The 25,597-nt window shown below is 69.7% G+C and carries 21 protein-coding genes; 8 read left to right on the forward strand and 13 right to left on the reverse strand.

Annotated features, from left to right (window positions below; translation table 11 throughout):
- The first annotated feature begins 117 nt into the window (after window positions 1-117).
- Both BJEO58_RS05445 and hutU read left to right on the forward strand, forming a co-directional pair.
- Window positions 118-1,569, forward strand: coding sequence for a sodium:solute symporter family protein (locus BJEO58_RS05445; protein ID WP_101588410.1), 1,452 nt, complete (start codon window positions 118-120; stop codon window positions 1,567-1,569).
- A 134-nt stretch (window positions 1,570-1,703) separates the two neighbouring features.
- Window positions 1,704-3,464 (forward strand): urocanate hydratase, encoded by a 1,761-nt coding sequence (hutU, locus tag BJEO58_RS05450; protein ID WP_101588411.1) that lies wholly within the window; start codon window positions 1,704-1,706, stop codon window positions 3,462-3,464.
- A gap of 193 nt (window positions 3,465-3,657) precedes the next feature.
- Here hutU and BJEO58_RS05455 read toward each other — a convergent pair whose 3' ends face one another.
- From BJEO58_RS05455 to BJEO58_RS05485, 7 genes are all read right to left on the reverse strand, one after another.
- Entirely contained in the window at window positions 3,658-5,289 is a 1,632-nt protein-coding gene (locus BJEO58_RS05455) for a BCCT family transporter (RefSeq protein ID WP_101588413.1), read from the reverse strand.
- 243 nt (window positions 5,290-5,532) lie between these two features.
- The gene (locus BJEO58_RS05460; protein WP_101588414.1) at window positions 5,533-5,850 is read right to left on the reverse strand and encodes a TM2 domain-containing protein; all 318 of its coding nucleotides are present in this window, start codon (window positions 5,848-5,850) and stop codon (window positions 5,533-5,535) included.
- Between the two features lie 180 nt (window positions 5,851-6,030).
- Window positions 6,031-8,508 (reverse strand): immunoglobulin-like domain-containing protein, encoded by a 2,478-nt coding sequence (locus BJEO58_RS05465; protein ID WP_101588416.1) that lies wholly within the window; start codon window positions 8,506-8,508, stop codon window positions 6,031-6,033.
- Between the two features lie 192 nt (window positions 8,509-8,700).
- Window positions 8,701-9,543 (reverse strand): fumarylacetoacetate hydrolase family protein, encoded by an 843-nt coding sequence (locus BJEO58_RS05470; RefSeq protein WP_101588418.1) that lies wholly within the window; start codon window positions 9,541-9,543, stop codon window positions 8,701-8,703.
- A 23-nt stretch (window positions 9,544-9,566) separates the two neighbouring features.
- A complete protein-coding gene (locus BJEO58_RS05475; RefSeq protein WP_180951833.1) occupies window positions 9,567-10,415 on the reverse strand; it encodes an ABC transporter permease in 849 nt (282 codons plus the stop codon).
- A 10-nt stretch (window positions 10,416-10,425) separates the two neighbouring features.
- Window positions 10,426-11,211 carry an ABC transporter ATP-binding protein gene (locus BJEO58_RS05480; RefSeq protein ID WP_101588421.1) on the reverse strand — a complete coding sequence of 262 codons (786 nt, stop codon included), beginning with the start codon at window positions 11,209-11,211 and terminating at the stop codon, window positions 10,426-10,428.
- 5 nt (window positions 11,212-11,216) lie between these two features.
- Complete coding sequence (locus BJEO58_RS05485; protein WP_101588422.1) at window positions 11,217-12,245, reverse strand: ABC transporter substrate-binding protein; 1,029 nt, start codon at window positions 12,243-12,245, stop codon at window positions 11,217-11,219.
- Between the two features lie 135 nt (window positions 12,246-12,380).
- Here BJEO58_RS05485 and BJEO58_RS05490 point away from each other — a divergent pair, with 135 nt between their 5' ends.
- From BJEO58_RS05490 to BJEO58_RS05515, 6 genes are all read left to right on the forward strand, one after another.
- Window positions 12,381-13,112 (forward strand): FadR/GntR family transcriptional regulator, encoded by a 732-nt coding sequence (locus BJEO58_RS05490; RefSeq protein WP_101588424.1) that lies wholly within the window; start codon window positions 12,381-12,383, stop codon window positions 13,110-13,112.
- Window positions 13,113-13,339: 227 nt separating this feature from the next.
- Window positions 13,340-14,527, forward strand: coding sequence for an imidazolonepropionase (hutI, locus tag BJEO58_RS05495; RefSeq protein ID WP_101588425.1), 1,188 nt, complete (start codon window positions 13,340-13,342; stop codon window positions 14,525-14,527).
- Between the two features lie 158 nt (window positions 14,528-14,685).
- Entirely contained in the window at window positions 14,686-16,503 is a 1,818-nt protein-coding gene (gene hutH, locus BJEO58_RS05500) for a histidine ammonia-lyase (protein WP_101588427.1), read from the forward strand.
- Between the two features lie 96 nt (window positions 16,504-16,599).
- Window positions 16,600-17,868 (forward strand): allantoate amidohydrolase, encoded by a 1,269-nt coding sequence (locus tag BJEO58_RS05505; protein ID WP_101588429.1) that lies wholly within the window; start codon window positions 16,600-16,602, stop codon window positions 17,866-17,868.
- Window positions 17,865-19,547 (forward strand): amidohydrolase family protein, encoded by a 1,683-nt coding sequence (locus tag BJEO58_RS05510; protein ID WP_246075912.1) that lies wholly within the window; start codon window positions 17,865-17,867, stop codon window positions 19,545-19,547. The genes BJEO58_RS05505 and BJEO58_RS05510 overlap by 4 nt, the downstream gene beginning before the upstream one ends.
- Window positions 19,544-20,299 carry an IclR family transcriptional regulator gene (locus BJEO58_RS05515; protein WP_180951834.1) on the forward strand — a complete coding sequence of 252 codons (756 nt, stop codon included), beginning with the start codon at window positions 19,544-19,546 and terminating at the stop codon, window positions 20,297-20,299. The genes BJEO58_RS05510 and BJEO58_RS05515 overlap by 4 nt, the downstream gene beginning before the upstream one ends.
- A 190-nt stretch (window positions 20,300-20,489) precedes the next feature.
- Here BJEO58_RS05515 and BJEO58_RS15315 read toward each other — a convergent pair whose 3' ends face one another.
- From BJEO58_RS15315 to BJEO58_RS05550, 6 genes are all read right to left on the reverse strand, one after another.
- The gene (locus BJEO58_RS15315) at window positions 20,490-21,215 is read right to left on the reverse strand and encodes an HdeD family acid-resistance protein (RefSeq protein WP_101588430.1); all 726 of its coding nucleotides are present in this window, start codon (window positions 21,213-21,215) and stop codon (window positions 20,490-20,492) included.
- The gene (locus BJEO58_RS05525) at window positions 21,212-22,180 is read right to left on the reverse strand and encodes a glutamate racemase (RefSeq protein ID WP_180951835.1); all 969 of its coding nucleotides are present in this window, start codon (window positions 22,178-22,180) and stop codon (window positions 21,212-21,214) included. The genes BJEO58_RS15315 and BJEO58_RS05525 overlap by 4 nt, the downstream gene beginning before the upstream one ends.
- On the reverse strand, window positions 22,177-22,896 hold the full coding sequence (locus tag BJEO58_RS05535) for an HAD domain-containing protein (RefSeq protein WP_180951836.1): 720 nt from the start codon (window positions 22,894-22,896) through the stop codon (window positions 22,177-22,179). The genes BJEO58_RS05525 and BJEO58_RS05535 overlap by 4 nt, the downstream gene beginning before the upstream one ends.
- A gap of 215 nt (window positions 22,897-23,111) precedes the next feature.
- A complete protein-coding gene (locus tag BJEO58_RS05540; RefSeq protein ID WP_101588432.1) occupies window positions 23,112-23,609 on the reverse strand; it encodes a hypothetical protein in 498 nt (165 codons plus the stop codon).
- A 2-nt stretch (window positions 23,610-23,611) separates the two neighbouring features.
- Complete coding sequence (locus BJEO58_RS05545; RefSeq protein ID WP_101588434.1) at window positions 23,612-24,802, reverse strand: serine hydrolase domain-containing protein; 1,191 nt, start codon at window positions 24,800-24,802, stop codon at window positions 23,612-23,614.
- Window positions 24,803-24,866: 64 nt separating this feature from the next.
- Entirely contained in the window at window positions 24,867-25,520 is a 654-nt protein-coding gene (locus BJEO58_RS05550; protein ID WP_101588436.1) for an ArsR/SmtB family transcription factor, read from the reverse strand.
- Window positions 25,521-25,597: the final 77 nt, after the last annotated feature.

Consider the following 25,597-nt stretch of genomic DNA (forward strand, 5'->3'; position numbering starts at 1 on the left):
ACCGCGCGTCCCACCCGGCGGAGCTCCCCTCCGTGCGGCCCAGTACTCTCTGAGAGGCACCACGGAGACGTCACAGCTCCCTGATGTCGGACCATGACTGCGGAACGGGGAACGGGAATGACGGATACGACGATCATGACCCTCATCATCATCGCGTACCTGGTGATCGTCGCGGTGATCGGGCTCGCCGGGACCAAGCTCATCAAGGGCTCGGACGACTTCATGCTGGCGGGCCGCAGGCTCGGACCCTTCATGGTGATCGCGGGCCTGACCGCCACCCACATCGGCGGCGGCGCAGTCATGGGGGTGAGTGAGGACAGCTACGTCTACGGCTTCAGCGGCGTCGCGTACAGCGTCGGCACCGCACTGGGGCTCATCCTGCTGGGCGTGCTGTCAGCGGAGAGGCTGCGGAGTCTCTCCCTGCGGACCATCACCGACTACCTGGCGCTTCGCTACGACTCGAAGACGGTGCGCGGTCTGGCCTCGGGCCTCTCCATCATCGCCGTGACCGGCATCGTCGCCGCTCAGGTCAACGCCGCCGGCGGGGCCCTGGCGATCCTGGGCATCGATCCGACGATCGGTGCCATCGTCGCAGTGCTCCTGTTCATCGCCTACACGGTCGTCGCGGGGATGTGGGGCGTGGCGCTCACCGACGCCGTGCAGGTCACCATCGTCGTCATCGGAGTGCCCATCGCCGCGATCGCCGGTCTGCGTGCGGCCGGCGGAATGGACGGGCTGCGGACCTTCGCGGAGACCAGCGGAGACATCGTGGGCGCCGACTACTTCTCCCCGGTGGGCATGGGCGTCATGGCGATGCTCGGCATCATCACTCCGGTGATCATGTACGACCTCATCGGCCAGGACTTCTACCAGCGCCTCTTCTCCGCGCGCAGTGCGGCCGTCGCGCGGATCTCCGCGATCACCGCCGGCCTGCTCCTCCTGGTCTTCGCGATCTTCCCGGTCATCGGCGGCATGAGCGCGCGTGCGCTGTTCGGCGATCTGGAGCACTCGTCGTCGGCCCTGCCGACCCTCATCTCCGAGGTGCTCCCCATCGGCGTCGCCGCGATCATCGTCGGCGCGATCCTCGCGGCCGTCATGTCCACGGCGGATTCGCTCCTGATCGCCGGCAGCACGCACATCACGAACGACTTCTACCGCGAGATCATGGGGCGCGATCCAGAGGACGACAGCCCGCGGACGCTCGTCGTCGCCCGTGTCTGGACCCTCATCCTGGGCGTCGGCGCGCTGGTGTTCGCACTCAGCGTGCCGGGGATCATCACCGTCCTCTCCCTCGCCTACACGATGTACGCCTCCGGCGTCTTCGTGCCCGTGATCGGCGGTCTGCTCTGGCGGCGTGCAACCCGCGCCGGAGCCCTCGCAGCGATCATCGCAGGGTCCGTGGGCGGACTCGCGGGGGTGTTCGGCCTGTTCGACTACGGCGCCGTCCCCGAGGTCGTGGTCGGGGGCGCCGCATCGCTGCTGGCCTTCGTCGTGGTCTCCCTGCTCACGAGGCCCGACGCTGGGGCGGAGCATGCGGACGTGCGCCAGAAGAGGGACGCCGGGGCCTGACGCCCCGCTCCTCCCAGTCCGAGATCTCGGACACGAGCAGTGTGCGGGCCCCTTCTCCGCGAAGGCCGCGGGCCTCACGATGGTGAACAGAGCATCCGATCGTGTTCGCCGCCGTCCGCACCGGAGGAGTCCCCATGTCACAGCCGACCAGCTCTGCGCCCCGCCCCCGCACCACCAGGACCACTCCCGCCCACACCACCCACGACCCCTCCCGCACGATCCGCGCCCCGCGCGGCACGGAGATCACCGCTAAGTCCTGGCAGACCGAGGCGCCCAAGCGGATGCTCATGAACAACCTCGACCCCGAGGTCGCGGAGCGTCCCGAGGACCTCGTCGTCTACGGAGGTACGGGGCGCGCCGCGAGGTCGTGGGAGGCCTACGAAGCGATCGTCCGCACCCTCGACGAGCTCGAGGACGACGAGACCCTCCTGGTCCAGTCCGGCAGGCCCGTCGGCGTCCTGCGCACGCACGAGTGGGCGCCGCGCGTCCTCATCGCCAACTCGAACCTCGTGGGTGACTGGGCCACCTGGGAGCACTTCCGCAAGCTCGAGGCGGAGGGGCTCATGATGTACGGCCAGATGACCGCGGGGTCCTGGATCTACATCGCGACCCAGGGGATCCTGCAGGGCACGTACGAGACGTTCGGCGCGGTCGCGGACAAGCGCTTCGGCGGGACGCTCGCCGGCACCCTGACCGTCACCGCCGGCTGCGGCGGGATGGGCGGCGCGCAGCCACTGTCCGTCACCCTCCACGGCGGTGCGTGCCTCATCATCGATGTGAACGAAGCGTGCCTGCGCCGGCGCCAGTCCAAGCGCTACCTCGACGAGGTCGAGTCCGACCTGGGCACGGCACTCGCGAAGGTCCTCGCCGCGAAGCAGGAGAGGCGCCCGCTGTCGGTGGGGCTCGTCGGCAACGCCGCCGAGGTCCTGCCCGCACTGCTGGACCGTCCCGAGTCCGCGCAGGTGGACATCGTCACCGACCAGACGTCCGCGCACGACCCCCTGTCCTACCTGCCGGCGGGTGTGGACCTGGACGACTGGCACGACGAAGCCGCACAGGATCAGGAGAAGTTCACCCTGCGGGCGCAGGAGTCCATGGCGGAGCACGTCCGTGCGATGGTCGAGTTCCAGGACCGCGGTGCAGAGGTGTTCGACTACGGGAACTCGATCCGCGACGAGGCCCGGAAGGCGGGCTGCGACCGTGCGTTCGAGTTCCCCGGCTTCGTCCCCGCCTACATCCGTCCGCTGTTCTGCGAGGGCCTGGGACCCTTCCGCTGGGTGGCACTGTCCGGGGACCCGCAGGACATCGCGGTGACCGATGCCGCGCTCAAGGAACTGTTCCCCGACAACGAGCACCTGCACACCTGGCTCGATGCCGCGCACGAATTCGTCGAGTTCGAGGGGCTGCCGGCCCGCATCTGCTGGCTGGGCTACAAGGAGCGGCATCAGGCGGGGCTCCTCTTCAACCGCCTGGTCGTGGAGGGGAAGGTGTCCGCCCCCGTCGTCATCGGACGCGATCATCTGGACTCCGGATCCGTCGCCTCGCCCTACCGGGAGACGGAGGGCATGGCGGACGGCAGCGACGCCGTGGCGGACTGGCCGCTGCTCAACGCGATGGTGAACACGTCATCGGGGGCGACATGGGTGTCGCTGCATCACGGCGGCGGCGTCGGCATGGGCCGTTCGATCCACGCGGGTCAGGTCTCCGTGGCCGACGGGACGGCCCTGGCCGCGCAGAAGCTGGAGCGCCTGCTGACGAACGACCCCGGCATGGGCGTGCTGCGGCACGTGGACGCCGGCTATGACCGGGCGCACGAGGTCGCACAGGAGCGCGGGGTCTGGGTGCCGAGCGATCCGACGCTGGATCAGCGCGATCCCGACTCCACGAGGGACTGACACGGGAGGCCGACACCGCGCACGTGACCCGGCGGCAGGCACGACGTCGTGAGTCCCTGCCGAGGAGCATGGCGCTGCGTGTCCGGCTCCTGGGAACGCAGAAGGGCCGTTCCTGCACGTGACATGCAGGAACGGCCCTTCGACGTCAGCGAGACGCGGCTGTGAAGTCGGCCGGCACCTCGGGCGCGGATGCTCAGTCGAGCGACGGCTCCGGGGAGCCGGGAACCGCCGCGGACTCGCCGTCGCGAACCGCCTTCTGCGCGGCGTTGAACTCCTCGTCGCCCCGCAGCTCGAGCACCAGGGAGACGCCGAGCACCGCCACGATCAGCGTGAACGGCAGTGCGGAGAGCATTGCGGCCTGCTGGAGGGCGGCGAGGCCCCCGACCAGCAGGAGCACGACGGCAGTCAGCCCGGTGACGAGTCCCCAGACGAGGAGCACGGTTCGGCGCGGATTCAGGGAGCCCTGCGAGGACAGCATGCTGAGCACGAACGTGTTCGCGTCGGCACCGGAGACGAAGTACAGGACGACGAGGATGATCGCGATGATCGAGGTGACCGTCACGAGCGGGAGGTGCTCCAGCGTGGCGAAGAACGCGGAATTGATGTCCTCGAGCGCTGCGGCTCCGATCTCACCGCCGCCGTTCATGTCGATGCTGATGGCGGTGCCGCCGAAGATCGTGAACCAGAGGAAGAAGACGAGGCTGGGGATGCCGACGACTCCGGCGACGAAGCCGCGGACGGTGCGCCCCTTGGAGATCTTCGCGAGGAACACGCCCACGAAGGCTCCCCAGCTCAGCCACCACGCCATCATGAAGTAGGTCCACCACTGCATCCACTGGACGTCTTCGGGGGTGCTGGGAGTGATGAAGCTGACGGCGAAGAACTCGCTCAGGTACTGGCCGACCGACCGGAAGAACAGGTTCGAGAGGAAGTTCGTGGGGCCGACGATCAGGACGTAGATGCCCAGCCCGGCGGACAGCAGCATCGTGATCTGACTGAGGTACTTGATGCCGCGGTGGACGCCTGACAGAGCAGACAGCGTGAAGAGCACGGTGATGACCGCGATGATGACGATCTGTCCGACGAGCGAGGACGGAATGCCGAAGACTCCGTCCAGTCCTTCTGCGATCTGGGCCGCGCCGAGGCCCAGCGAGGTCGTCGTGCCGAAGAGGGTGGCGATGACGGCGAAGATGTCGATGACCTTCCCCAGCCAGCCGTCGACGCGATCGCCGAACACCGGACGGAGCATCGGCGAGACGAGGCCCGGGCGGTTCCTCCGGTGCGTCGAGTAGGCGATCGCCAGTCCGAAGACGCCGAACACGCCCCACGCGTGGGGGCCCCAGTCGAAGTACGAGAACTGCATGGCGGTGACCGCCGCGTCGATCGTCCCCGCCTCTGCGCGCCCGTGGGGCGGTGCTGCGAAGTGGGAGATGGGCTCTGCGACCGCGTAGCTGATGAGACCGATGCCCATCACGGCGGAGAGGATCATCGCGAGCCAGGCCCAGGTGGTGTACTCCGGGCGCGCCTCGTCGGATCCCAGGCGGATCGTGCCGTAGCGACTGAGCGCCAGGTAGATGAGGAGCGCGATGCAGCCGAGCGGGACGAGGAGGTACAGCCAGCCCACGCTGCTCGCAGTCGCGTCCATCGCGGAGGTCATCGCGTTGTTGAGCGAGGTCGCGGAGATCCATGCCCAGAGGACGAAGAGGGCGATGATGGAGAGCGCTCCCCAGAACACTCCGCCTATCGGGCCGGCCCGTACGGGTGCCGGGGCAGCCGGAGCGGGTTCAGGGGGTTCGCTGGTCGTACTGCCGTCAGGATGGTCCATGGTTCCTTAGATCTGCTGAAGAGGGGGTCCGCGCGGGCAGGGGCGGCCGGAGGCACTGCATGCGGGGCGGACGGTCGGAGCCGTTTCGCTGTTCACGGCGCGGTACACCCTAGCCCCGATCACGGGTGGGAGCGCCACTGGGACCGTGCATCCTGGCGTGATGGGACGCAGCACACAGAAAGAACCGTCCCCGCGTCAGTACGCGGGGACGGTTCTTCGTGAACGGTTCTGAGCCGGTTGGCGTCACATCAGTTCAGTGACGTTCCCTGCGGTGAGGGCGGCGGAGCAGCCTCCGGACAGCAGGCCGAGTACGATGAGGACGATCGTGACGATGCGGGTGACCTTCTTGTGCTCTTCGAAGCCTTCGAGCGGTCGGCCCTCCTTGTCGCGCGTGTTGCCCGTGAGGACCATGATGAGGTCGATGAGGGCCCAGATCCCGAATCCGCCGGCGGTGATGAGCTTGAGGATGCCCGTGCCGATCTTGCCGAGGTAGAAGCGGTCGATGCCGAGGGTGCCCAGGAACTGTGCGAGGGCCCAGGTGACGAGGTAGGACTTGTTCATGGGGCAATCGTACGACGCGACGGCCCCCTGTCCACACCACGTCGTGTTTCAGGTCTGCAACTGGTCGCCGGAGCGGGGAGTGCTGCCGTGCAGAAGCGGGGCCCGCCGACGTGCGTCGGTGGGCCCCGCTTCATTGCTGATCGCTCCGCGATCACTCAGCGCAGTGTCACGCCTTCAGCGTCATGCCTTCCTGCGGCGGGAGGCGACGAGCGCTGCGATGCCCGCTCCCAGCAGGGTCACGCCGGCGCCGAGGCCGGCGAGGGTGGCACCGGTGCGCGGCAGGTCGCCGCCGTCACCCCTGTCCTCGCCGTCGTCCTGGCCGCCGCGGGGAGCGTCGTCGTCGTTCCCGTCGCCCGATCCATCCTCGTCCCGGCCGTCGTCATCGCGGCCGCCGTCGGAGTCGTCGCGCGGATCCTCGGTCGGGTCGTCGCTCGGGCCGTCGGTCGGCTCTCCCGAGGGATCATGTGTCGGCTCCTCGGACGGCTCACCGGTCGGCTCCTCGGTCGGGTCTTCGGTCGGCTCCGGCGAGGGGGCCTCGGCGACGGTGATGGTCCGGGTCGCCGTGCCCTCGTTCCCGGCCGTGTCCGTCGCGCTGTAGGTGAGGTCGTACGTGCCGGCGGTGGCGGTATCGACGCTGCCGTCGACCGTGATGCCCTCGTCGGTGAGCTCGCCGCACTCGTCGGACGCCTCGACGCCCTCCATCGGGTCGAACTCGTCGCCGACCGTCAGCTCCGTGTCACCCGGGGTCTCGATCTCCGGAGCCGTCCGGTCCTTGACCAGCTCGACCTTGTCGATCTCCTCGCCGTTGTCCACGCGCACGGTCGTCGTCGTGATCGAGCATTCGCCCACCTCGACCTCGGCGGTGGTGGGAGTCCTCGACTGGTCGCGGACCGCGGTCCACGGCGTCGTCGCCTCCGGCACCAGGTTGTAGTACTTGCTGCCGGACGAGGAGTTCGCCGTGATGTACAGCAGCTCGTTGCCCTCCGGGTGCACCTGGTCGTGCCCCTCCGGTGCCTCCGTCGTCTCCTCGCTGGAGACCTCGGTGCCGTCCATGAGGTGCGTGCGCGCGTACGAGTGGTCGTGGCCCGCGAGCACCATGTCGATCCCGTCGATCTCCGCGAGGACCGGGGCGAGCCCCTCACGGATCTCTGCGCCGTCCGTGTGGGCGTGGATGCCGGCGCTGTAGATCGAGCGGTGGAAGGTGAGGATCGTCCAGGTGGTCTCGTCGCCCTGCTCCGCGATCGCCTGTTCGATGAACTCGCGATGCGACTCGAAGTCGCGGTTCTCCGTCGAGATGTTCAGGTGCAGGACGTCGTTCTGGGTGAACCAGTAGTTGCCGCCGGTGGGATCGCCCTCCCACTGGTTCGGCAGGTTGAAGTGCTGGCCGAACAGCGCCTGCGGCTCATCACCCGCGTAGTCGTGGTTGCCCAGCGTCTGCGCCGATGTCTGCGTGCGCATCTGCTCCGGGGCGAGGTACGACCGGTACTCGTCAGGGTTCCCGGAGCCCGTCTCGATCTGGTCGCCCGCAGACAGCAGGAAGTGGGAGTCGGGGAACATCTCGTTCGAACGGTCCAGGGTCGACTGCCACCCGTTGCCATCGGACTCGATGTCGCCCGACGACCCGATCTGCGCATCCCCGATGAACGTGAACGAGTGCTCGAGGTCCTCATCGTGGTTGACGAACGTCATGACGTCGGACCAGCCGCCCTCGTCACTGCCGACCCGGTAGGAGTAGGTCGTGCCCGGCTCCAGGCCGGTGACCGTGGCGTGGACGTAGTCGTTCGTGCCGTCGTCGGAGGCGCCGCGCTCCGTCTGCTCGAACGTCTGCGCGTCGTCCGGCAGCTCGGACTGCTCGCCCTGCGCGATCTGGACGGACTCGTCGGCTCCGGTGTCCGTGAACCACGACAGGTTCCGCTCGGTCTGGTCAGACCCCACACCCAGGAGGATCGAGGACTGGCCGACCTTCTCCGGCTCCGGCCCGAGCGTGAGGTCCTCGAAGTCGAAGTACACATCGGAGCTCGTCGCGCGGCCCTGATGCAGCTGCACGGCGATCGTGTTCTCGCCGGGCTCCAGGACGTCTGGATCCACCCCGAAGGTGCCCTCTCGCGGTGCCGACGAGTTCGACCCCCCGTACTGCATGTTCCGCCGCTCGCCATCGGCCGGGAAGTCGAAGCCCTCGTCGTGGAAGCCGGCGACGCGCTCGCCGTTGACGAAGATCGTCGCGGCATCGTCGTAGCGGACCGTGCCGGTCAGCCGCGCCGCGTCCTCCAGTTCATCCGCGTCGACGGTCAGATCAGTGCGGAGGAAGAACGTCTCGGTGTTCGGTACCCCCTCGCCGTCCTTGTACTGACGCAGCAGATTGTCCGGTGTGAAGCCGCCGTTCAGCTCGTCGAGTTCACCGCGGAGTGCGCCGAACGATCCCACGGCCGTGGGCCACGCGGAGTCATCGAAGGACGCGTCCGCCCAGCGGGTGCGATCGGGCAGACCATCGGCCGGGTCTGTGTCGTCGTCCAGATAGCTCCACTCGGCCTCTCCACTCACCAGCAGGTTGGTCGGCGAGACGGTATCGGACTGCGAGGTGAAGGCGGATGCAGCGGCCGCGGGGCTCAGGAGGGTGAGGGCCGCTGAGGCGGCGAACAGCCTGGTCAGGTACTTCATGCGGTTCCTTCGTGGAAGTGGGGAGGGTCCCGTACGACGCTAGGTGGGCGGGGTTTCCTGAGGGTTTCCCGAAGGTGAAGCGGGAGGGTGCTGAGTGTGGAGCGTGCGCGAAGGCGCCTGGCCGCCCGCGCCGTGGAGAGGCGCGGACGGCCAGGCGTCACCGGTGGTTCGATCGCCGCGATCGCCGCGCGGTCAGCGGACGACCACTGTGTTCGACAGCTCTCCGAGGCCCTCGATCTCGCAGCTGATGACGTCGCCGTCCTTGAGGAACGCGGATGCATCCATGCCGAGGGCGACGCCCGCGGGAGTGCCTGTCCAGATGAGGTCGCCGGGCTTGAGCGTGATGACGCGGGACAGGTGCTCGATCAGGACGTCGATGGGGAAGATCATGAGACTCGTGTCCGCGTTCTGACGGGTCTGCCCATTCACTGCACTGGAGATGCGAAGAGCTCCCGCGTCCGCCACCTCGTCTGCGGACGTGATCCACGGGCCGATCGGGCCGAACGTGTCCATTCCCTTCGCGTAGTCGAACTGCCCGTCGCGACGCTGGCAGTCGCGGGCAGAGACGTCATTCCCCACCGTGTAGCCGGCGACGACGGAGAGGGCGTCCTCCTTGCTGACGTTCTTCGCCTCCTTGCCGATGACGACGACCAGCTCCACTTCATAGTCGACCTTCGACGTCACTCCGGAGTCGACGACGATGTCCCCGGTCGCACCCGCGAATGACGAGGGGAACTTGGAGAAGACGACGGGATGGGTGGGGATATCGCTGCCGGTCTCCTCCACGTGCGCTACGTAGTTCTTGCCGATGGCGATGGATTTGTCGAGCGCTCCTGTGGGCGGGAGGAACTCCGAAGGCGCCACTTCCGGTGCAGAGAGCAGGTCGTCGTTCGAGATGCCGTCCTGGAGACTGGCGACGAGGTCTGCGTACGACTCAGCAGCAGGTATGACGCTGGATGCAGCCACCCAGCGGTCACCGTCCTCGCTGAGGATGAATGTCGGTGTGCCATCGACGAGGGTGCGGGCGAGTTTCATGAGGTTTCCTTTTCTAGGGGTCTCTACGTGGTCTTCTTCGAATCCCAGAAGGCGAACTTCTTCTGGGCGAGGGTGACGAGGCCGAACAGCGCCAGCCCGAGCATGCTGAGGACGAGGATGAGCGCGAACACACGGTCGAGTGCGATCCGTGACGCGGCGACGCGCACCTGCTCGCCGAACCCGACGCCGCCTCCGATGAACTCCGCGGCGACCGCGCCGGTGACGGCGGAGACGATTCCGATCTTGAGTCCAGCGAAGATGAACGGCAGTGCTCGGGGGAACTTGAGCTTCCAGAAGATCTCCCAGCTGCTCGCGCGCATCGAGCGGAAGAGCCTGATCTCCTCGGCGCTCGCGGCATTCATACCGGCTGCTGTGTTGATGATGACCGGGAAGATGGACATGAACGCCGCCATGAGGAACTTCGAGGCGATCCCGAAGCCGAACCAGGCGATGAAGACGGGAACGAACGCGATCTTCGGGCTCGCCTCCACGACGACGAAGAGCGGCATGACTGCTTTCCGTCCGAACTCCGTCTGACCGATCCACAATCCGATGAGGAAGCCGACGGACGACGCGAGAAGGAAGCCCAGCACGATCTCCTGGACCGTGATCCACAGCTGGCCCATGAGGAATCCGCCGGTCGTGAGCTGCTTGACCACCTCGATGATCTGTCCGCCGACGCTCAGGGGTGACGGCAGGATGATCTCGGATACTCCGCCGAACGATACGAGGAGCTGCCACAGTCCGAGCGCGATGACGACGACGAGCGCGACGGCAGCGGGTTGGGGAAGCCTGTCGAGCCACCCGCTGAGCAGTGATACCCGGGATCGCTTCCTGCCAGTGGGCTGATGGACGGTAGGACTGCTGGTCACGGGTGCCTCCTCACGCTGCGGTGTCATGCCCGCGGTCGAGCGCGCGGCGGACGCGGGTCGTGTACCGGCCGAATGCGGGATCCTCCATGATGCTGAGCTCTCGCGGCCGAGGCAGATCGATGTCGATGACCTCGCTGATCCGCCCCGGGTGGGTGGCCATGGCGTAGACGGTGTCGGAGAGGAGCACCGCTTCCGGGATCGAGTGGGTCACCACGATGACCGTCGCCCCCTGTGCGGCGGCGATCCGTTGGATCTCGAGATCCATCTTCTCCCTCGTGAGTTCGTCGAGGGCCCCGAACGGCTCATCGAGGAGGAGCACCTGTGGTTCAGTGATGAGCATTCGACAGATGGCCGCGCGCTGCGCCATGCCGCCGGACAGCTCATCGGGGAAGCGCTCCTCGGATCCGCTGAGCCCCACCATCGTCAGCAGGGCCTCCGCCTGGGGGCGTGCGGTGCGAGCGGCCTTCTTCCCGCTCTGGATCTCGATCGGCAGCAGGATGTTCTCGATGACCGAACGCCACGGGAGGAGCGTCCCCTTCTGGAACATGATGCCCACTTCACGGGGCGGGCCCTCCACATCGGCGCCGAACAGCTCGACCGTCCCGGTGGACTGTGAGAGCAGACCGCCCATGATGCTGAGCAGAGTCGACTTGCCGCAGCCGCTGGGGCCGATGAGGGAGATGATGCTTCCCTGCGGCACGTCCAACGTCACGTCCTGGAGTGCCACGACACCGGCGCGGTCGAACGACTTCGTCAGGTCGGCGATGCGATAGCTCGTCTTGACGTCGACATCCATGGGGATCACTCGTTGATCTGGTCGAGGAGTTCGTTCGTGAACGCCTCGGACACGTCGAGCGACTCGTCTGTGACGATCTCTGCTTCCAGCGCATCCGCGAGGATCGCGTCCCAATCCTCCTGAGCCATGTGGCCGAATGGCTCGTCCTCATGGACCGGTGTGCGGTTCTGCTTGATGAGGTCGAGGATCGACAGTGCATAGTCCTCGTCCTCCAGCTCCTGCGGCTGGTATTCCGCGCACGCTTCGAGGGCGGCCTGTGGGTCATCGGCGACGAGTTCGGCCGCGCGGATCCACGCGCGTGAGTATGCGACCAGTGCGTCTGGGCGGTCCTCGATGACGGCGGCAGGGGCTGCGTAGCCGTTGCCGAACATGTAGTCGACCGAATCGGTCGTCAGGTCCGTCATGTCGATTCCGGCGTGCTCGATCGTGGCGTACCCGTCCGCGGATGCGGCGTACGCGTCGATCTCACCGCGTTCGAACGCGGCGACGGCGGTACCACCTTCGCCCACGGTGAGCTTCTCGTACTCGTCCGTGGAGAAGCCCTCGTTCGACATGATCGCGTCGACGAAGCTCACCTCGTTGCCGTCCGCGGTGGCCACGCCGATGGTCCTGCCTTCCAGATCGGAGGCGGATTCGATCCCGGAGTCGCTGTCGGACACCAGGTAGAAGGAGCCGCCGGGGCGGACGTTCAGGAAGTACTGGATGTCCTCCCCCCGTTCCAGGGCGGCGAGGACCGGTGTGGCACCGGGTCCCCCGAAGTCGGCTTGTCCGGCGGCGATGGCTTGGAGGACGCCGGCGGAACCGTTGACCGCCTCGAGGTTGATCGTCACGCCCTCCTCTTCGAAGAAGCCGTTCTCCTGTGCCACATAGTTCTCGATGGAGACGAGGCAGCTGGTCGTGGGCAGTGCGACCGTGAGAGTGGGCGTCTCCCCGCTCTCACCGCCTCCTTCAGCGCCTGCCTGCTCGGCTGCGGGACCGCCGCAGCCGGCGAGCACCAGTGAGAGCGCAGCGATGGACCACAGTGACTTCTTCATGTCGACTCCCTTGTCGAGATCGCGCGAGCATCGTCGACTTCACGCGTAATGGTTGTAACCATTAGCCCTGATGCTAGTGTGACGTGAAACACACGTCAAGGGATCTGCCGGATCCAGAACGGATACGGTTCCGCTATGCACAATGCGAAGTTCTTCGAAGACCGCCGGACACAGGGCGACCGACTGGCGGACCGGATCGAGGGGCTCATCGCAGACCGGGACCTGAAGCCCGGTGATCTGGTGGCGACCAAGACCGAGCTGCAGGAGTGGTCCGGCAATGCCCGAGCCACGGTGAACGAGGCCGTGCGGGTCCTCTGCGACCGCGGGCGCCTGGTGGCGCGTCCGGGGCCCGGCGGGGGAGTCTTCGTCGCGAAGGGCAACCCGCTCGTGACGCTGGGCAGGACTCTTCTCGATGTGGGGGAGCAGTCGGAGCGGATCACGGAGATGATCGCAGTCCGCGACCACCTCGAGTCGATGGTCTTCGAGGAGGCGGTGCTGCATCGTCGGGAGTCCGACATCGACGATCTCGCAGTCGCGATGGAGAGGATCCGTGAGGCGCGCGGCGATGCGAGTGCATTCCTCGCGAAGATCTGGGACCTCCACGCGCGGATCGCGAGGATCACGCCCAATTCGGTGCTGTCCGACCTCTACCTGGGGCTCCTGGACTCGCTGCGTGCGAGCGTGGTGGATGTGGCCAACCCGGGGGACGAGCGGAGCGGCGAGTACGTGGATGCTCGGATCGGTGCGCATCAGGCACTGGTGGAAGTGATCACCTCCGGTGACGAGGCCCGTATCCCGGCGGCGCTCGATGCGCACGCGCTGGGTCAGTACAACGAGGAGCGCGACAACGTCGGGCTGCGCTCCTGACCACAGCGTCAGCGGTTCCGCGGCACTCGAAGCCGGTTCGAGGATCGCCCGTGCACGGGACGGGTGTCCGAAACCTCGGACACGCGGCCGCACGCGGCTCTGTCCCGACCCGTCCTCCAGCGCACATACTGGCCTGACCACGCCCGCTCGGGGCAGTGTGCGGGTCCCCGCGCCGCGGCGCACGAGGTCCGCTGGCACTGCCCTGCACGCAGCCAGGAGGAGCCCCGATGACGACCCGCATCACCGGCATCGCAGAGCTGGTCACGAACGACCCCGCCCACGCCCACCATGCGGACCCCGGTGGCCGGCTGGGCGTCCTGCACGATGCGGCGCTCATCGTCGACGGCGGTCGCGTCGTCTTCGCGGGCCCCGTCGCCGATGCCCCGTCCGCCTCTTCGGACGACCTCACCATCGACGTCGCGGGCCGGTCCGTCATCCCCGGCTTCGTCGACAGTCATAACCACCTGGTCTTCGCCGGCGATCGCACGGAGGAGTTCGCGGCCCGGATGTCCGGACAGTCCTATTCCGCCGGCGGCATCCGCACGACCATGACGGCAACGCGTGCGGCCACCGATGACGAGCTCGAGGAGAATCTCGTGCACCTCATCGATCAGGCGCGACGCCAGGGCACGACGACGCTGGAGATCAAGACCGGCTACGGCCTCACCGTCGAGGACGAGCTGCGAGCACTGCAGATCATCGCCCGCCACTCCGACGAGTCCACTCTGCTCGCTGCGCACATCGTCCCGCCCGAGTACGCGGACGACCCGGACGGCTACGTCGATCTCATCGTGGACGAGGTCATCCCGCGGGCCACCACGGCGAAGTGGATCGATGTCTTCTGCGACCGCGGAGCGTTCACCCCCGAACAGACGGAGCGCATCCTCGCCGCGGGGAAGACCGCGGGGCTCACGCCCCGCGTCCACGCGAACCAGCTCCAGCACGGGGAGGGACTCCAGCTCGCCGCGCGCACCGGCTGCGCCTCCGCCGACCATGCGACCCACGCGACCGACGAGGATCTCGCCGCTCTCGCAGCCGCCGGCACCGTCGCGACTCTGCTGCCGGGAGCCGAGTTCTCCACTCGGGCCGTCTATCCGGACGCCCGCCGGTTCCTCGCGGCCGGAGTGGACCTCGCGCTGGCCACCGACTGCAATCCCGGGTCGAGCTTCACGAACTCCATGCCGTTCTGCCTCGCCGTGGCCGTCCGCGACATGCACTTCACGCCCGCGCAGGCACTCCACGCCGCGACGGCGGGAGGCGCGCGCGCACTCCACCGCACGGACGTCGGCCACCTGGCCCCGGGCGCCCGGGCAGACTTCGCGATCCTCGACGCTCCGTCCTACGTGCAGCTGATGTACCGGCCCGGGGTCCCGCTGGTGCAGCGCGTCTTCCTCGCGGGCGAGGACGCGCACTGAGCCCGCTGCACGACTCCGCCGCGCTCCCGCCGAGCTCCCGTCGCACGACCTCGCCCGCACCCCTCCCGTTCCGCGTCCACATGGGCGACGATGGACCTGAGGGCATCCAGCCGGCCCCGGCCGGCGATCACCGTTCCGTCCCGCAGCAAGGAGGCCCCATGACCGACACCCCCATCGACCGCACCCGCGCCGTCGACGGGCCCGAAGCACCGGCCCACGACCTGACTGCCCCTCGCGATCAGTCTGCCTCTCGCGACCGGACGGCGATCCGGACTCCGACGCCCGTCGCGCTCGATCCCGAGGCGCTGAGCTTCGCGGACGTCGTCGCCGTCGCACGCCACGGCGCACGGGTCACGATCCCCACGGCCGTGCGGGACTCCGTCGCCGAGGTCCGGGCCGCGGTCGACGCCCTCGCCACCGCGGACCGCCCGGTCTACGGCGTCTCCACCGGGTTCGGCGCGCTCGCCCAGCGCCACATCCCCCACGACCTGCGCACGCGGCTGCAGAAGTCGCTCATCCGCTCGCATGCCGCCGGCGTCGGCACACCCGTCGAGCCCGAGGTCGTCCGCGCTCTCATGCTCCTGCGCGCCCGCACCCTCGCGACCGGTCGCACCGGTGTGCGCACGGAGACGTTCGAGTCCTACGTCGCTCTGCTCAACGCGGGGATCACCCCCGTGGTCCACGAGTACGGGTCGCTGGGCTGCTCGGGGGACCTCGCGCCCCTGTCCGCCTGCGCGCTGGTCCTCATGGGTGAGGGGGAGGTCCACGGGCCGCTGGCCGACGACGGCACCCCCACTGCGCCGGTCCAGGCCGCTGAAGCTCTCGCCGAGGCCGGGATCGATCCCGTCGAACTGCGCGAGAAGGAGGGGCTCGCGCTGGTCAACGGCACCGACGGGATGCTCGGCATGCTGATCCTCGCCCTGCATGACGTCGACGTCGTCCTCACGACGGTCGACGTCACCGCCGCCATGAGCGTCGAAGGTCTGCTCGGCACGGACCGCGTCTTCCGACCGGATCTCCACCACCCGCTGCGCCCGCATCCGGGACAGGCGGAGGCCGCGGCGAACATGGTCACGACGCTCACGGGCTCCGGCATCGTCGCGAGCCACCGCGACTCGACGCACCTCGTCCAGGACGCGTATTCCCTGCGCTGCGCCCCGCAGGTCAACGGAGCGGCTCGTGACGCGGTCTCCTTCGCGGCGCAGACGGCCTCCCGCGAACTGCGCGCGGCGATCGACAACCCCGTCGTCCTGCCCGACGGCACGGTCTCCTCCAACGGGAACTTCCACGGCGCCCCGCTGGCCTACGCGCTGGATCTCCTGGCGATCGTGCTGGCCGACGTCGCCTCGATGGCGGAGCGCCGCACCGACCGCTTCATGGACACGTCCCGCAGCCAGGACCTGAACCCGTTCCTCGCGGACGACCCCGGCGTGGACTCCGGACTCATGATCGCCCACTACACGCAGGCCGGCGCCGTCTCGGAGATGAAGCGCCTCGCCGCGCCCGCCAGCGTCGACTCCATCCCCTCATCGGCGATGCAGGAGGATCACGTGTCCATGGGATGGGCCGCAGCCCGCAAGCTGCGTCGCTCCGTCGACGCGTTCGCGAACGTGGTGGGGATCGAGCTGTACGCGGCCTCCCGCGGAGTGGAGCTGCGCGAGGCCGCGCCGTCGCCCGTCTCCTCTGCTGTGCTCGAGTGCCTGCGGCCTGAGGTCCCCGGCCCGGGCCCGGATCGCTTCCTCAGTCCGGAGCTCGAGGCGACGATCGCGCTGGTCCGGTCCGGTGAGGTCCTCGCCGCCGCAGACTCCGCCGCCCACCTCGTGCGCGTGCTCCCCGAGTTCGCGGCGTCAGAACCCGCCGAACCCGATGAGCGTGCCGACCCGGCCGACCCGGCCGACCCGGCCGACCCGGCCGACCCGGCCGACCCGGCCGACCCCGCCGACCCCGCCGCTGCCGGGGCCCCGACCGCTCTCTGAGGCCCATCGACCTGCACACCCACTGACCCGCACACCCACTGGCCCGCTCACCCACTGACCTGCACACCCGCTTCATCGGACTGGAGGAGGATCACCATGACGGACGTCGTCTCCCTGCTGGCACAGATCAAGGACACCGGCCGAGACCCGCGAGGTTCCGGCTACCTGCGCCCCGGCTTCAGTCGCGTGGAGCGCGATCTGCGCGCATGGTTCGTCGCGGAAGCGGAGGCCCGCGGCCTCGACGTGGAGGTCGACCACAACGGCATCACGTGGGCGTGGGCGACGCCGCCGGGCGAGAACGCGGTCGTGACCGGTTCCCACCTGGACTCGGTGCCCGGGGGCGGTGAGTTCGACGGACCGCTGGGTGTGGCCTCGGCGCTTGCTGCCGTCGACGAGCTCACAGAGTCGGGACGGCTCGCACGCGCGGGCAGACCGCTGGCGATCGCGGTGTTCCCGGAGGAGGAGGGATCCCGGTTCGGCCTCTCCTGCCTGGGGTCGCGCCTGCTCACGGGGGCTGTGGGGCCGAAGCGAGCGCTCGCGATGACCGACGATCGCGGGGACACGTTCGCAGAGGTCCTCACCCGCCACGGCCTGGATCCCGAGCGGGTCGGCAGAGACGACGAGCGATTGAGCCGCATCGGCTCGTTCCTCGAACTGCACGTCGAGCAGGGCGTGGGGCTGATCAACACGGATCAGCCGGTCGCGGTGGGATCGTCGATCCTCGGGCACGGCCGCTGGCACGTCCGCTTCGAGGGGCAGGGCAATCACGCGGGCACGACCCCCATGGCACGCCGAGCGGACCCGGTCGTCGCTGCGGCACGCACCATCGGAGACATCCCGACGATCGTCAGCCGCTTCGACGGGGCGGTGGCCACGGTCGGCCGCACGCGGGTGCACCCGGGCGGGACGAACGTCATCGCCTCCGCCATGGACGTGTGGCTGGACATTCGTCACCCCGACGACGAGGTCGTCCAGGAGGTCCTCGAGGAGATCGCGGCGCGGGCCCGCGACCGAGCCTCCGGCGCCGGATACCGGAACCAGGAGGTCACGCTCACCGTCGACCAGGAGTCGTACTCGCCGACGACCCACTTCCACGCAGACTTCACCCGGCGGCTGTCCGCGCTCCTGCCGGAGGCTCCGGCGCAGTCGACGGGAGCCGGCCACGACGCGGCCATCCTCGCCGCGCACGTGCCGTCCGCCATGCTGTTCGTCCGCAACCCCACCGGTGTGTCCCATGCGGCGGAGGAGGCCTGCGAGGACGACGACGCCCGCGCAGGCGTGCGCAGGCTCGCCGACGCGCTCGCGATGGAACTGGGAGTGGAGGAATCGGCGACCGGAGATCCGGGAGCGGAGGACCGGCCGTGACGTCGGCACGGCCTGCGACCTCGGCGACGGGGGAGGCCGCGGTGCCGGCCGGGGTCTCGGACCCAGCCGGAGACTCGGACCCAGCCGGAGACTCGGTGGCGGCCGGGGCCGCGAACTTCTGGTGCGAGCGCGCCTGGGTGGACGGCGCCGTCCGTGACGGTGTGCTGCTGCGAACAGACGAGGCGGGCGTCCTCTCCGAGGTGCGGGTCGGGGTCACCGCCGCCGAGGTCGCAGCCGAGTCTCCGGACCGAGCCGCTCCCGATGGGAGGACAGGTGCGCCCGCAGCCGCAGCCGCGCCCGCGCCCCTCCAGCACCTGTCCGGGATCGCGTTCCCCGGTGGGGTGAACGCGCACTCCCACGCGTTCCACCGGATGCTGCGGGGGCGCACCCACGCAGACGGGGGAACCTTCTGGACGTGGCGCGAGGTCATGTACGACGTGGCGCGGCGACTCACCCCGGAGTCATATCGAGTGGTGGCGCGGGCCGTGTTCGCGGAGATGCTCGCGGGCGGGTGGACCAGTGTGGGCGAGTTCCACTACGTCCATCACGCACCTGACGGCGAGCCGTACGGGCACGCGGATGGAATCGCAGGGGAAGCGGAGGCGGACCGCGCGGCGGACACAGCGGAAGCGGGAGTCGCTCCGCCTGCGGGTGCACACGCGATGGAGCTGGCGCTCGCGGCTGCGGCAGAGGACGTCGGCATCCGCCTGCGCCTCCTCGACACCTGCTATCTCACCGGGACGATCGGGGAGGAGCTGTCGGAGGAGCAGGCGCGGTTCGGCGACGGCGACATCGAGGGCTACCTCCGCAGGCACGCAGCCCTCGCCCGCATGCTCGCGGCGCGCTCCTCCTCCGCGCGAGGGACGGGGTGCTGGTCCGACGGACGGGCGACTGCGGGTGTCCCTCGGACCAGCACCCCGTCCCTCGCGGGCGAGGGTGCGCGGCTCGTCACGCTGGGGGCCGCGATCCACTCCGTGCGAGCCGTTCCCGCGGCGGACATCGCCCGCTTCCACGAACTCGACGGGCCCGTCCACATCCACCTGTCCGAGCAGCCCGCGGAGAACGAGACCTGCCTCGCGGCCCACGGCCGCACGCCCACCGGGGTGCTCGAAGGCGCCGGCGTCCTGGGCCCCGCCCTGTCGCCCGTGCACGCCACACACCTGACGGACGAGGACATCGCGGCGCTGGGTGCAGCGGGCACGACGATCGTCATGTGCCCCACCACGGAGGCGGACCTGGCGGACGGGATCGGCCCGGCGCTCGACCTCGCGCACGCGGGAGCGACGATCGCCCTGGGCTCCGACCAGCATGTGGTGCTCGACGCTCTGCGGGAGCTGCAGGGACTCGAAGCGGGAGCACGGCTGCGCTCCGGGCAGCGCGGACGCTTCGCCCCAGCCCAGCTGGTCGACGCGATGACGACGGGAGGCGCACGCAGCCTGGATCTGCCAGCAGGGTCGTTCGAGGTGGGCCGCGTGTGCGACCTCTTCGCGGTGGACCCTGCGAGCCCTCGGACGTGCGGGTCGGTGGCGGAGCAGGTGGTGCTGGCGGGGACCGCGGCGGACGTGCACACCGTCGTCACCGCCGGGCGGGTGCGGGTGCGCGATGGCCGGCACACGACGCTGGGCGGCATCGGCGCGCTCTACCGCGACGCATACGCCGCACTGGGGCTGGATACATGAGTGCCGAGGTCCCGGCGCTGCGCCGCGGCATCGCGATCCTGCGCCAGCTGTCCGCCTCGAACCGCGCAGTGAGCGCCGGGACGCTCGTGCGGCTGCTCGGGCTGCCGCGGTCCACGGTGTATGACCTGCTGGGCGTGCTCGAGGAGCTCGGCATGGTCCAGCGGGTCGAGGCCGGCTATGTCCTGGGCCCGGGCGTCCACGAGCTGGGGGCCTCGTACCTGCGGACGAACCCGCTGCAGAATCTCGCAGCACCGCTGGTGCGGCAGCTCGCGGAGGACACCGGCGGCACCGCGCAGCTGGCTGTCCTGCGCGGGTGGGAGACGGTGTATCTGCTGAAGGAGAGCTCGCCGAGGTCATTGGCGCTCATTACCGCGGCGGGTGTGCGGCTGCCCGGCTACCTCACGGCCACGGGGCGCGCGATCATGGCGCATCTGCCCAAGCCGGAGCTGCTGGCCGCGCTGCAGGGCGAGACCGAGTTCGTCAATCGGACGGGGCGGGGGCCGCGGATGCTCTCGCAGCTGAGTGCCGAGCTGTCACTGACCCGTCGGCGCGGGTACGCGCAGGAGGACGGCGAGGTCACGCCCGGCGTCCGAACCATCGCGGCGGCCGTGTTCGATGTGCTGGAGAGGCCCATCGCAGCGATCGGGGTCAGCGTGGCGGACCCGGCGGATGAGGCATCGGCGGCTGGTGCGCCGACGACTGTCGAGCCGGTGCACCGGACCGCAGCGGCCCTCACCGCACGACTGCGATGAGGGCCTGGGCCGGGACAGAGCTGGGACAGGACAGTACCGAGGCGGGGCAGACCTGACGCGGGACAGATACGTGGCCGGGACAGAGCTGGGCTGGGACAGAGCTGGGTTGGGACAGTGCCGAGGCGGGACAGTGTGGTTCGCCGAGGCGGACGACCGATCTGCGTCGGATCGAGGAGTGCAGGACCGCGGCTCAGACCTCTTCGCCGGGGATGACGTCGTCATCGTGTCTGCTGCGACCGGAGCCGTCGGTGCCGCTGCGGCCGGGGCCGCTCGCTCCGGGCCCGCCGAATCCGGGCATGCCCGGCATGCCGGGCCCTCCGAAGCCTGCTCCTCCGGCACCCGGGGTGTGGACCGCCATCTTCCCGATGCGCCGGCCCAGCAGCATGACGGCGACGCCGATGATGATGAGCAGCACGCCCAGCGCCCACAGCAGGCCCGTGAGCGCGGCGGCAGGGTTGAACAGTGCGAGGAATCCATAGCCGACGGCCAGGACGCCGGCCAGCAGCGTGAGCCACCAGCCCTGCACACCCATGCGCCGGACACTCAGCGAGAGGGCGACCGACAGGCCGCCCACCAGCAGGGACGCGAAGGCGACGAGGAAGACGATCATGGCGCCCGCGGCCTCGGGGATGAAGAGGAGCAGGATGCCGAGTGCGGCCGGCACCAGTGTGCCCAGCAGACTGCCCTGCTTGCGCACGACGGAGAAGACCGCCGACAGGACTGCGGACGTCAGGAGCCACACCGCGAACACGAACACGAAGGCGGTCGCGGACTCGAACGGCCAGACGAGGAAGAGGAGGCCCGCGACGATCGCGAAGCCGCCCTGGATCATGAACGACATCCGCAGCCGTCCCAGCATCTTCTTGAGCACGTCCGGGTCTCCGGCGGATTGGAACCCGCCGATCGGCATCGTCATGGTGTCTCCCTCTCAAGAAGTCGTCGTCCCGCGGTATACGTGTCCAACACCGCCGGCAGGCGACCTGATTCCCCGGACAGATAGGTGGCGAGGACGCGGCCGCCCGTTTCGCTGGTGAGGTCGCCGGTCCCGGGCAGTGGTGCATCTGTGGTCGTCGTCGCAGAGGACTGCGGGTCTCCGCCGTCGGCACCGGACGGACCTGCCGCCAGGATGGGCAGAGGTGCCGTCGCTGCACCCAGCGGCACCGCCGCCACACCCGCAGCATGCGTCGCCCGCACACGCCGGAGCGTCTGCGCGGCGACGGCGTCGGGTGAGTCGAACAGCGTGAGGCCGGTGATCCCGCGCCGCGCGAGCTCGCGCAGGATGCGATCCGCGACGAGTCCGTAGTGGGTGCAACCCAGGACCACGGAGGCGACGTCGGTCGGGGTCCGGGCGGCGGCCTCGGCGATGGCGGCGTCGATCCGCTCAGCAGAACCGGCGTCGATCGCATCGGCGAGGCCGGTCGCGGCGACCCGCGTGACAGGAAGGTCCGCGGCGAACGCATCGATGAGGCGGCGCTGGTAGTCGCTGGCCGTCGTCGCATCCGTCGCCCAGACTGCGAAGGGGCGGTTCGTGGCAGCGGCCGACTTGATCGCCGGCACCGTCCCGATGATGGGGATCCGGGGTTCGAACTCCGCACGCAGGGCGCCCAGGGTGTGCACACTCGCGGTGTTGCAGGCGACGACGATCGCGTCCGGCTTCCACTGCGCGAGCGAGCCCGCGGACGCCAGGACGACCTCCGTGAGCCGCTGCGCGGTCAGCGCCCCGTACGGACTGTTCGCGGGGTCCATCCCGAGGACCAGGTCCGTCGCCGGCGCGCGGGCGAGCAACGCGTCCGCGAACCCGACCAGGCCGAGGCCGGAGTCGAGGAAGCCGATGCGCAGCGAGCGATCGTCCGTCCGCGCGGAAGGAGTGGAGAGGGTCACTGTGTGCCCTCCCGGTCGGCCCTGGCGGGCCCGGCGGCCCCGGCGGCCTCGTCGGCGGCGGGGGCAGCGGATGGCTGGGCATCGAGGGCGGACTCGGTGGCCTTCCGCGTCAGCAGTCGGGCCCGACCGCTGCGGCCGGCCCGGCGGGCGGCGCGACGCTCCCTGCGCGACCGGAGGTCGAGGAAGTCGCGGATCGTGCTGAGGTGGGACGCCAGCAGGCCCTCGGAGAACGTCGGTGCGACCATGAGGAGGCGGTCGGGGTAGCGCTGCGCGAAGTGCGCGCGGGTGACGGGTGCGGCGAGGTCGTCGTCGACCCACACCGCACGGCGGTCCGGGTCGTCGTCGAGCCACGCGGACATGTGGATCGCCTTCCACCACACGTGCGGGTCGCCCGCGAAGCGGTTGAAGGAGTCGTCCGGCATCGGCACGACGTCGAACGAGTGCCGGAATCTCAGCGCCGGCTCCAGCTCCCCGGTGCAGCGATGCGACCACGTCGACAGCCAGACGATGTCGACGTCGTGGGTCTCCACGAGCCGATCGAGTGCGCGGACGATCTGCGGGCGGTAGTGGAGCTCGAACGCCCAGGCACGTGCCCTGCGACGACGCTCCCGGAGGTACCTCAGGCCCGCGACGGGATAGGAGTTGAGGACGCCGTCGACGTCGAGGAACAGGGTCGCGTGGCCTCGTGCCGCCTCGGTCGTGCCCGTTCCCCTCACGCCCCCAGACTACCGGCCGCTCATGCATCGGGGCTGTGATCCGGAACGCGTGGGGACTGCGTCCCGACCCGGCGGTGGGTCTGTGTCCCGATGCGGCGGTGGGTCTGGCGGCAGGGGAGAGGCACCTCGGAGGCACACCTCGGAGACGCACCTCGGAGGTGCCTCTCGTAGCCGCCCTTCGGAGGTGCCCCTCGTGCTCGCAGTGCCGCCCGGTGTCAGAAGACGAGCGGCGGGAGGAACCAGACCGCGAGGACGACCAGTGCCGTGACGATCATGGCCCAGGGGAGTCCCACCGGGCGCATGCCGTGCGCCGTCACGACCGAACGCAGGTCCTCTTCACGTCCGGCGCTCGGCCAGAGCAGGGCGCACCGCCAGATCGCGTAGCCCGCGAGGAGGATGCCCACGACCCAGGCGAGCTGGAACCACCCCGGCAGGTCGAAGAGCAGCCGGGCCACGAGGAAGGCCGTCAGGATGGCGAGCGGCACTCCCAGCAGGCCATTGCGGGTGAGGGCACGTGCGACCTTCGCCCCGGCGAGCGAGCTGTGCTGCTGTGTCGGAGCGTCGGCCGCCGAGGGGGAGGCGCCGCCGGGTCCATCCGCGACGAGCGCATCCGCCTGACGCGTCTGGGCGGGGCGCAGCGCCCACGCGACGGGCACCAGCCAGCCCAGGAGGACGACCGTGCCGATGAGCGGGATGACGATGCTCTGGAACATGGTCACTCCTTGCTGATCGTGTCGTCGGCGGCCTCGGGCTCCGGCTGCGCCCCGGGTCCGCCTGCAGCGCCGGGCTGCGTCGTGAGATAGCCGGCCGCGGCATCGACCGACGTCTCGGTGTTGGACAGGACGACGACCGCCCGGCCGTCCGGTGAGTACCCGGCGTAGGAGCGGTAGCCGCCTGTGCCGCCGTTGTGCCAGGTGATGTCCGTGCCGTCCAGGGGAGTGACGTGCCACGCGTAGCCGATCGCGCCGCCGCCCTCCAGCTCACTGCGCGGTTCGACGGCGTCGGCGCCCGGTGCGTCGCCAGCGACGACTGCCTGCATCCAGATCGCCATGTCGTGCGCGGTGGAGCGGATGGAGCCGGCCGGTGCCGAGGCCCCCAGTGTCCACGGGCCGGTGCGCATCCCGGAGTTCGTGAACCCGGCCGGGGCGTCCGGCGGGAGGTCGGCGCGCGACTCCGGGACGATCGTCTCCTCCATGCCGAGCGGTTCCAGGAGGCGCTCGTGGACCAGCTGCGGGTACTCGGTGCCGGCTGCGTGCGCGACCGCGTGCCCCAGCAGGGCGACTCCGGTGTTCGAGTACACGTACGTGCCGGGCGCCGTGTCGAAGTCCTGCGCCCGCTCGAGCAGCGACGGCAGGTCCTCGACGTACGGGTCCAGGCGGAGGTAGACCTTCCACAGCTGCGTGAGCGGCGCGCTGTCGGCGGACTTCGGCAGCCCCGTGTGCTGGGTCGCGAGCTGCTCCATCGTGAGGTCCCCCGCCGAGGTCCCCGCGAGTTCCGCGAACACCTCCCCGAGCGTGGTCTCCGCCGTCAGCTCGCCGCGCTCGATCGCGTCGGAGAGCAGAGCGGCTGTGAAGGTCTTCGTGATGGATCCGATCTCGAACCGGTCGTGCTCGTCGGCTCCCCAGCCCGTGAAGCGGACGGTGCCGTCGGGTTCGATCGCCGCGGCCGAGGCATCGCGCATGTAGCCCGAGTCCAGGAACGGTTCGAGCTCCGCAGCCAGGTGCGCGTCGCCGGAGGGTGCGGTGGTGAGACCGCGCTCCCACGGAGTGAACGCGGCGAGGGCGAGCATCGAGCCGACCGCGACGCCCGCAGCGACGAGGCGGCGGGAGGACGGGCGTCGCGCTGGGCGGGGAGGCCGTGCGCTCGGTGGCGGCGCCGGCGTCGGGTGCGCGGACGATGTGTGCATGGTGCGTCTCTTCCTGACGAGGCGGGCAGAGGTCGGAGCATCCGGGACGGGCGGCTGGTGGCTGCTACGTGCTCGCGGCCATGACGAGGGCCAGGAGCGGGATGGTGCGCTCGCCGGGGACCTCCCAGCGGCCTCGGCGGGGGGATCGCAGCCAACCGGCGGAGGACAGCTGATTGAGGTGGTGGTAGACCTGTCCGCTCGTGCCCAGGCCCGGCAGGGCGGCGAGGTCCGCGGTCGCGTGCGTGCCGGTGAGCACGGCCTGCAGCAGCGTGAGGCGCACGGGGTGGGCCAGCGCACTGAGGGCGGGCGCGGCGTCGGCGAAGTCGCCGTCGAGCACTGTCCGCGTCGGCAGGCCGTACTGCCAGCGGTAGCCGCCGGCAGCGGTGGACATCGTGCCGCCGTAGAGGACGACGTCATCATCCGGGTAGCGATCCTGCAGGCCCGTGAGCACCCAGTAGGGGTCGTCATCGGCGGACTGGCGGGCGGGATCGGAGGACGAGGGGCCAGTGGCAGCGGACTCCGGCTGTGTGTGGTCCGCCTCTGCGGTCTCTGGCTGTGCAGATTCCGCCTGTGCGGTCCCCGCCTGTCCGTGGCCCTGATCTGGAGGGATGCGCTCGCCGTCAACAGGGCGCGCCGCGCGCTCACCCTCGAGACGATCCATGCGCGCCTCCAGTTCCGCGATCCGAGTGCGGAGGGGCTCGTCAGGTGGGGTGCTCATGCCTCTATAGTACGGAACTACGTACTTACGTCAATAGGGTGCGTCCGTGACGATGGATGCCGTGAGGCCGGGATGCG

It is taken from the genome of Brevibacterium jeotgali (assembly GCF_900169175.1).
Taxonomy (GTDB): domain Bacteria; phylum Actinomycetota; class Actinomycetes; order Actinomycetales; family Brevibacteriaceae; genus Brevibacterium; species Brevibacterium jeotgali.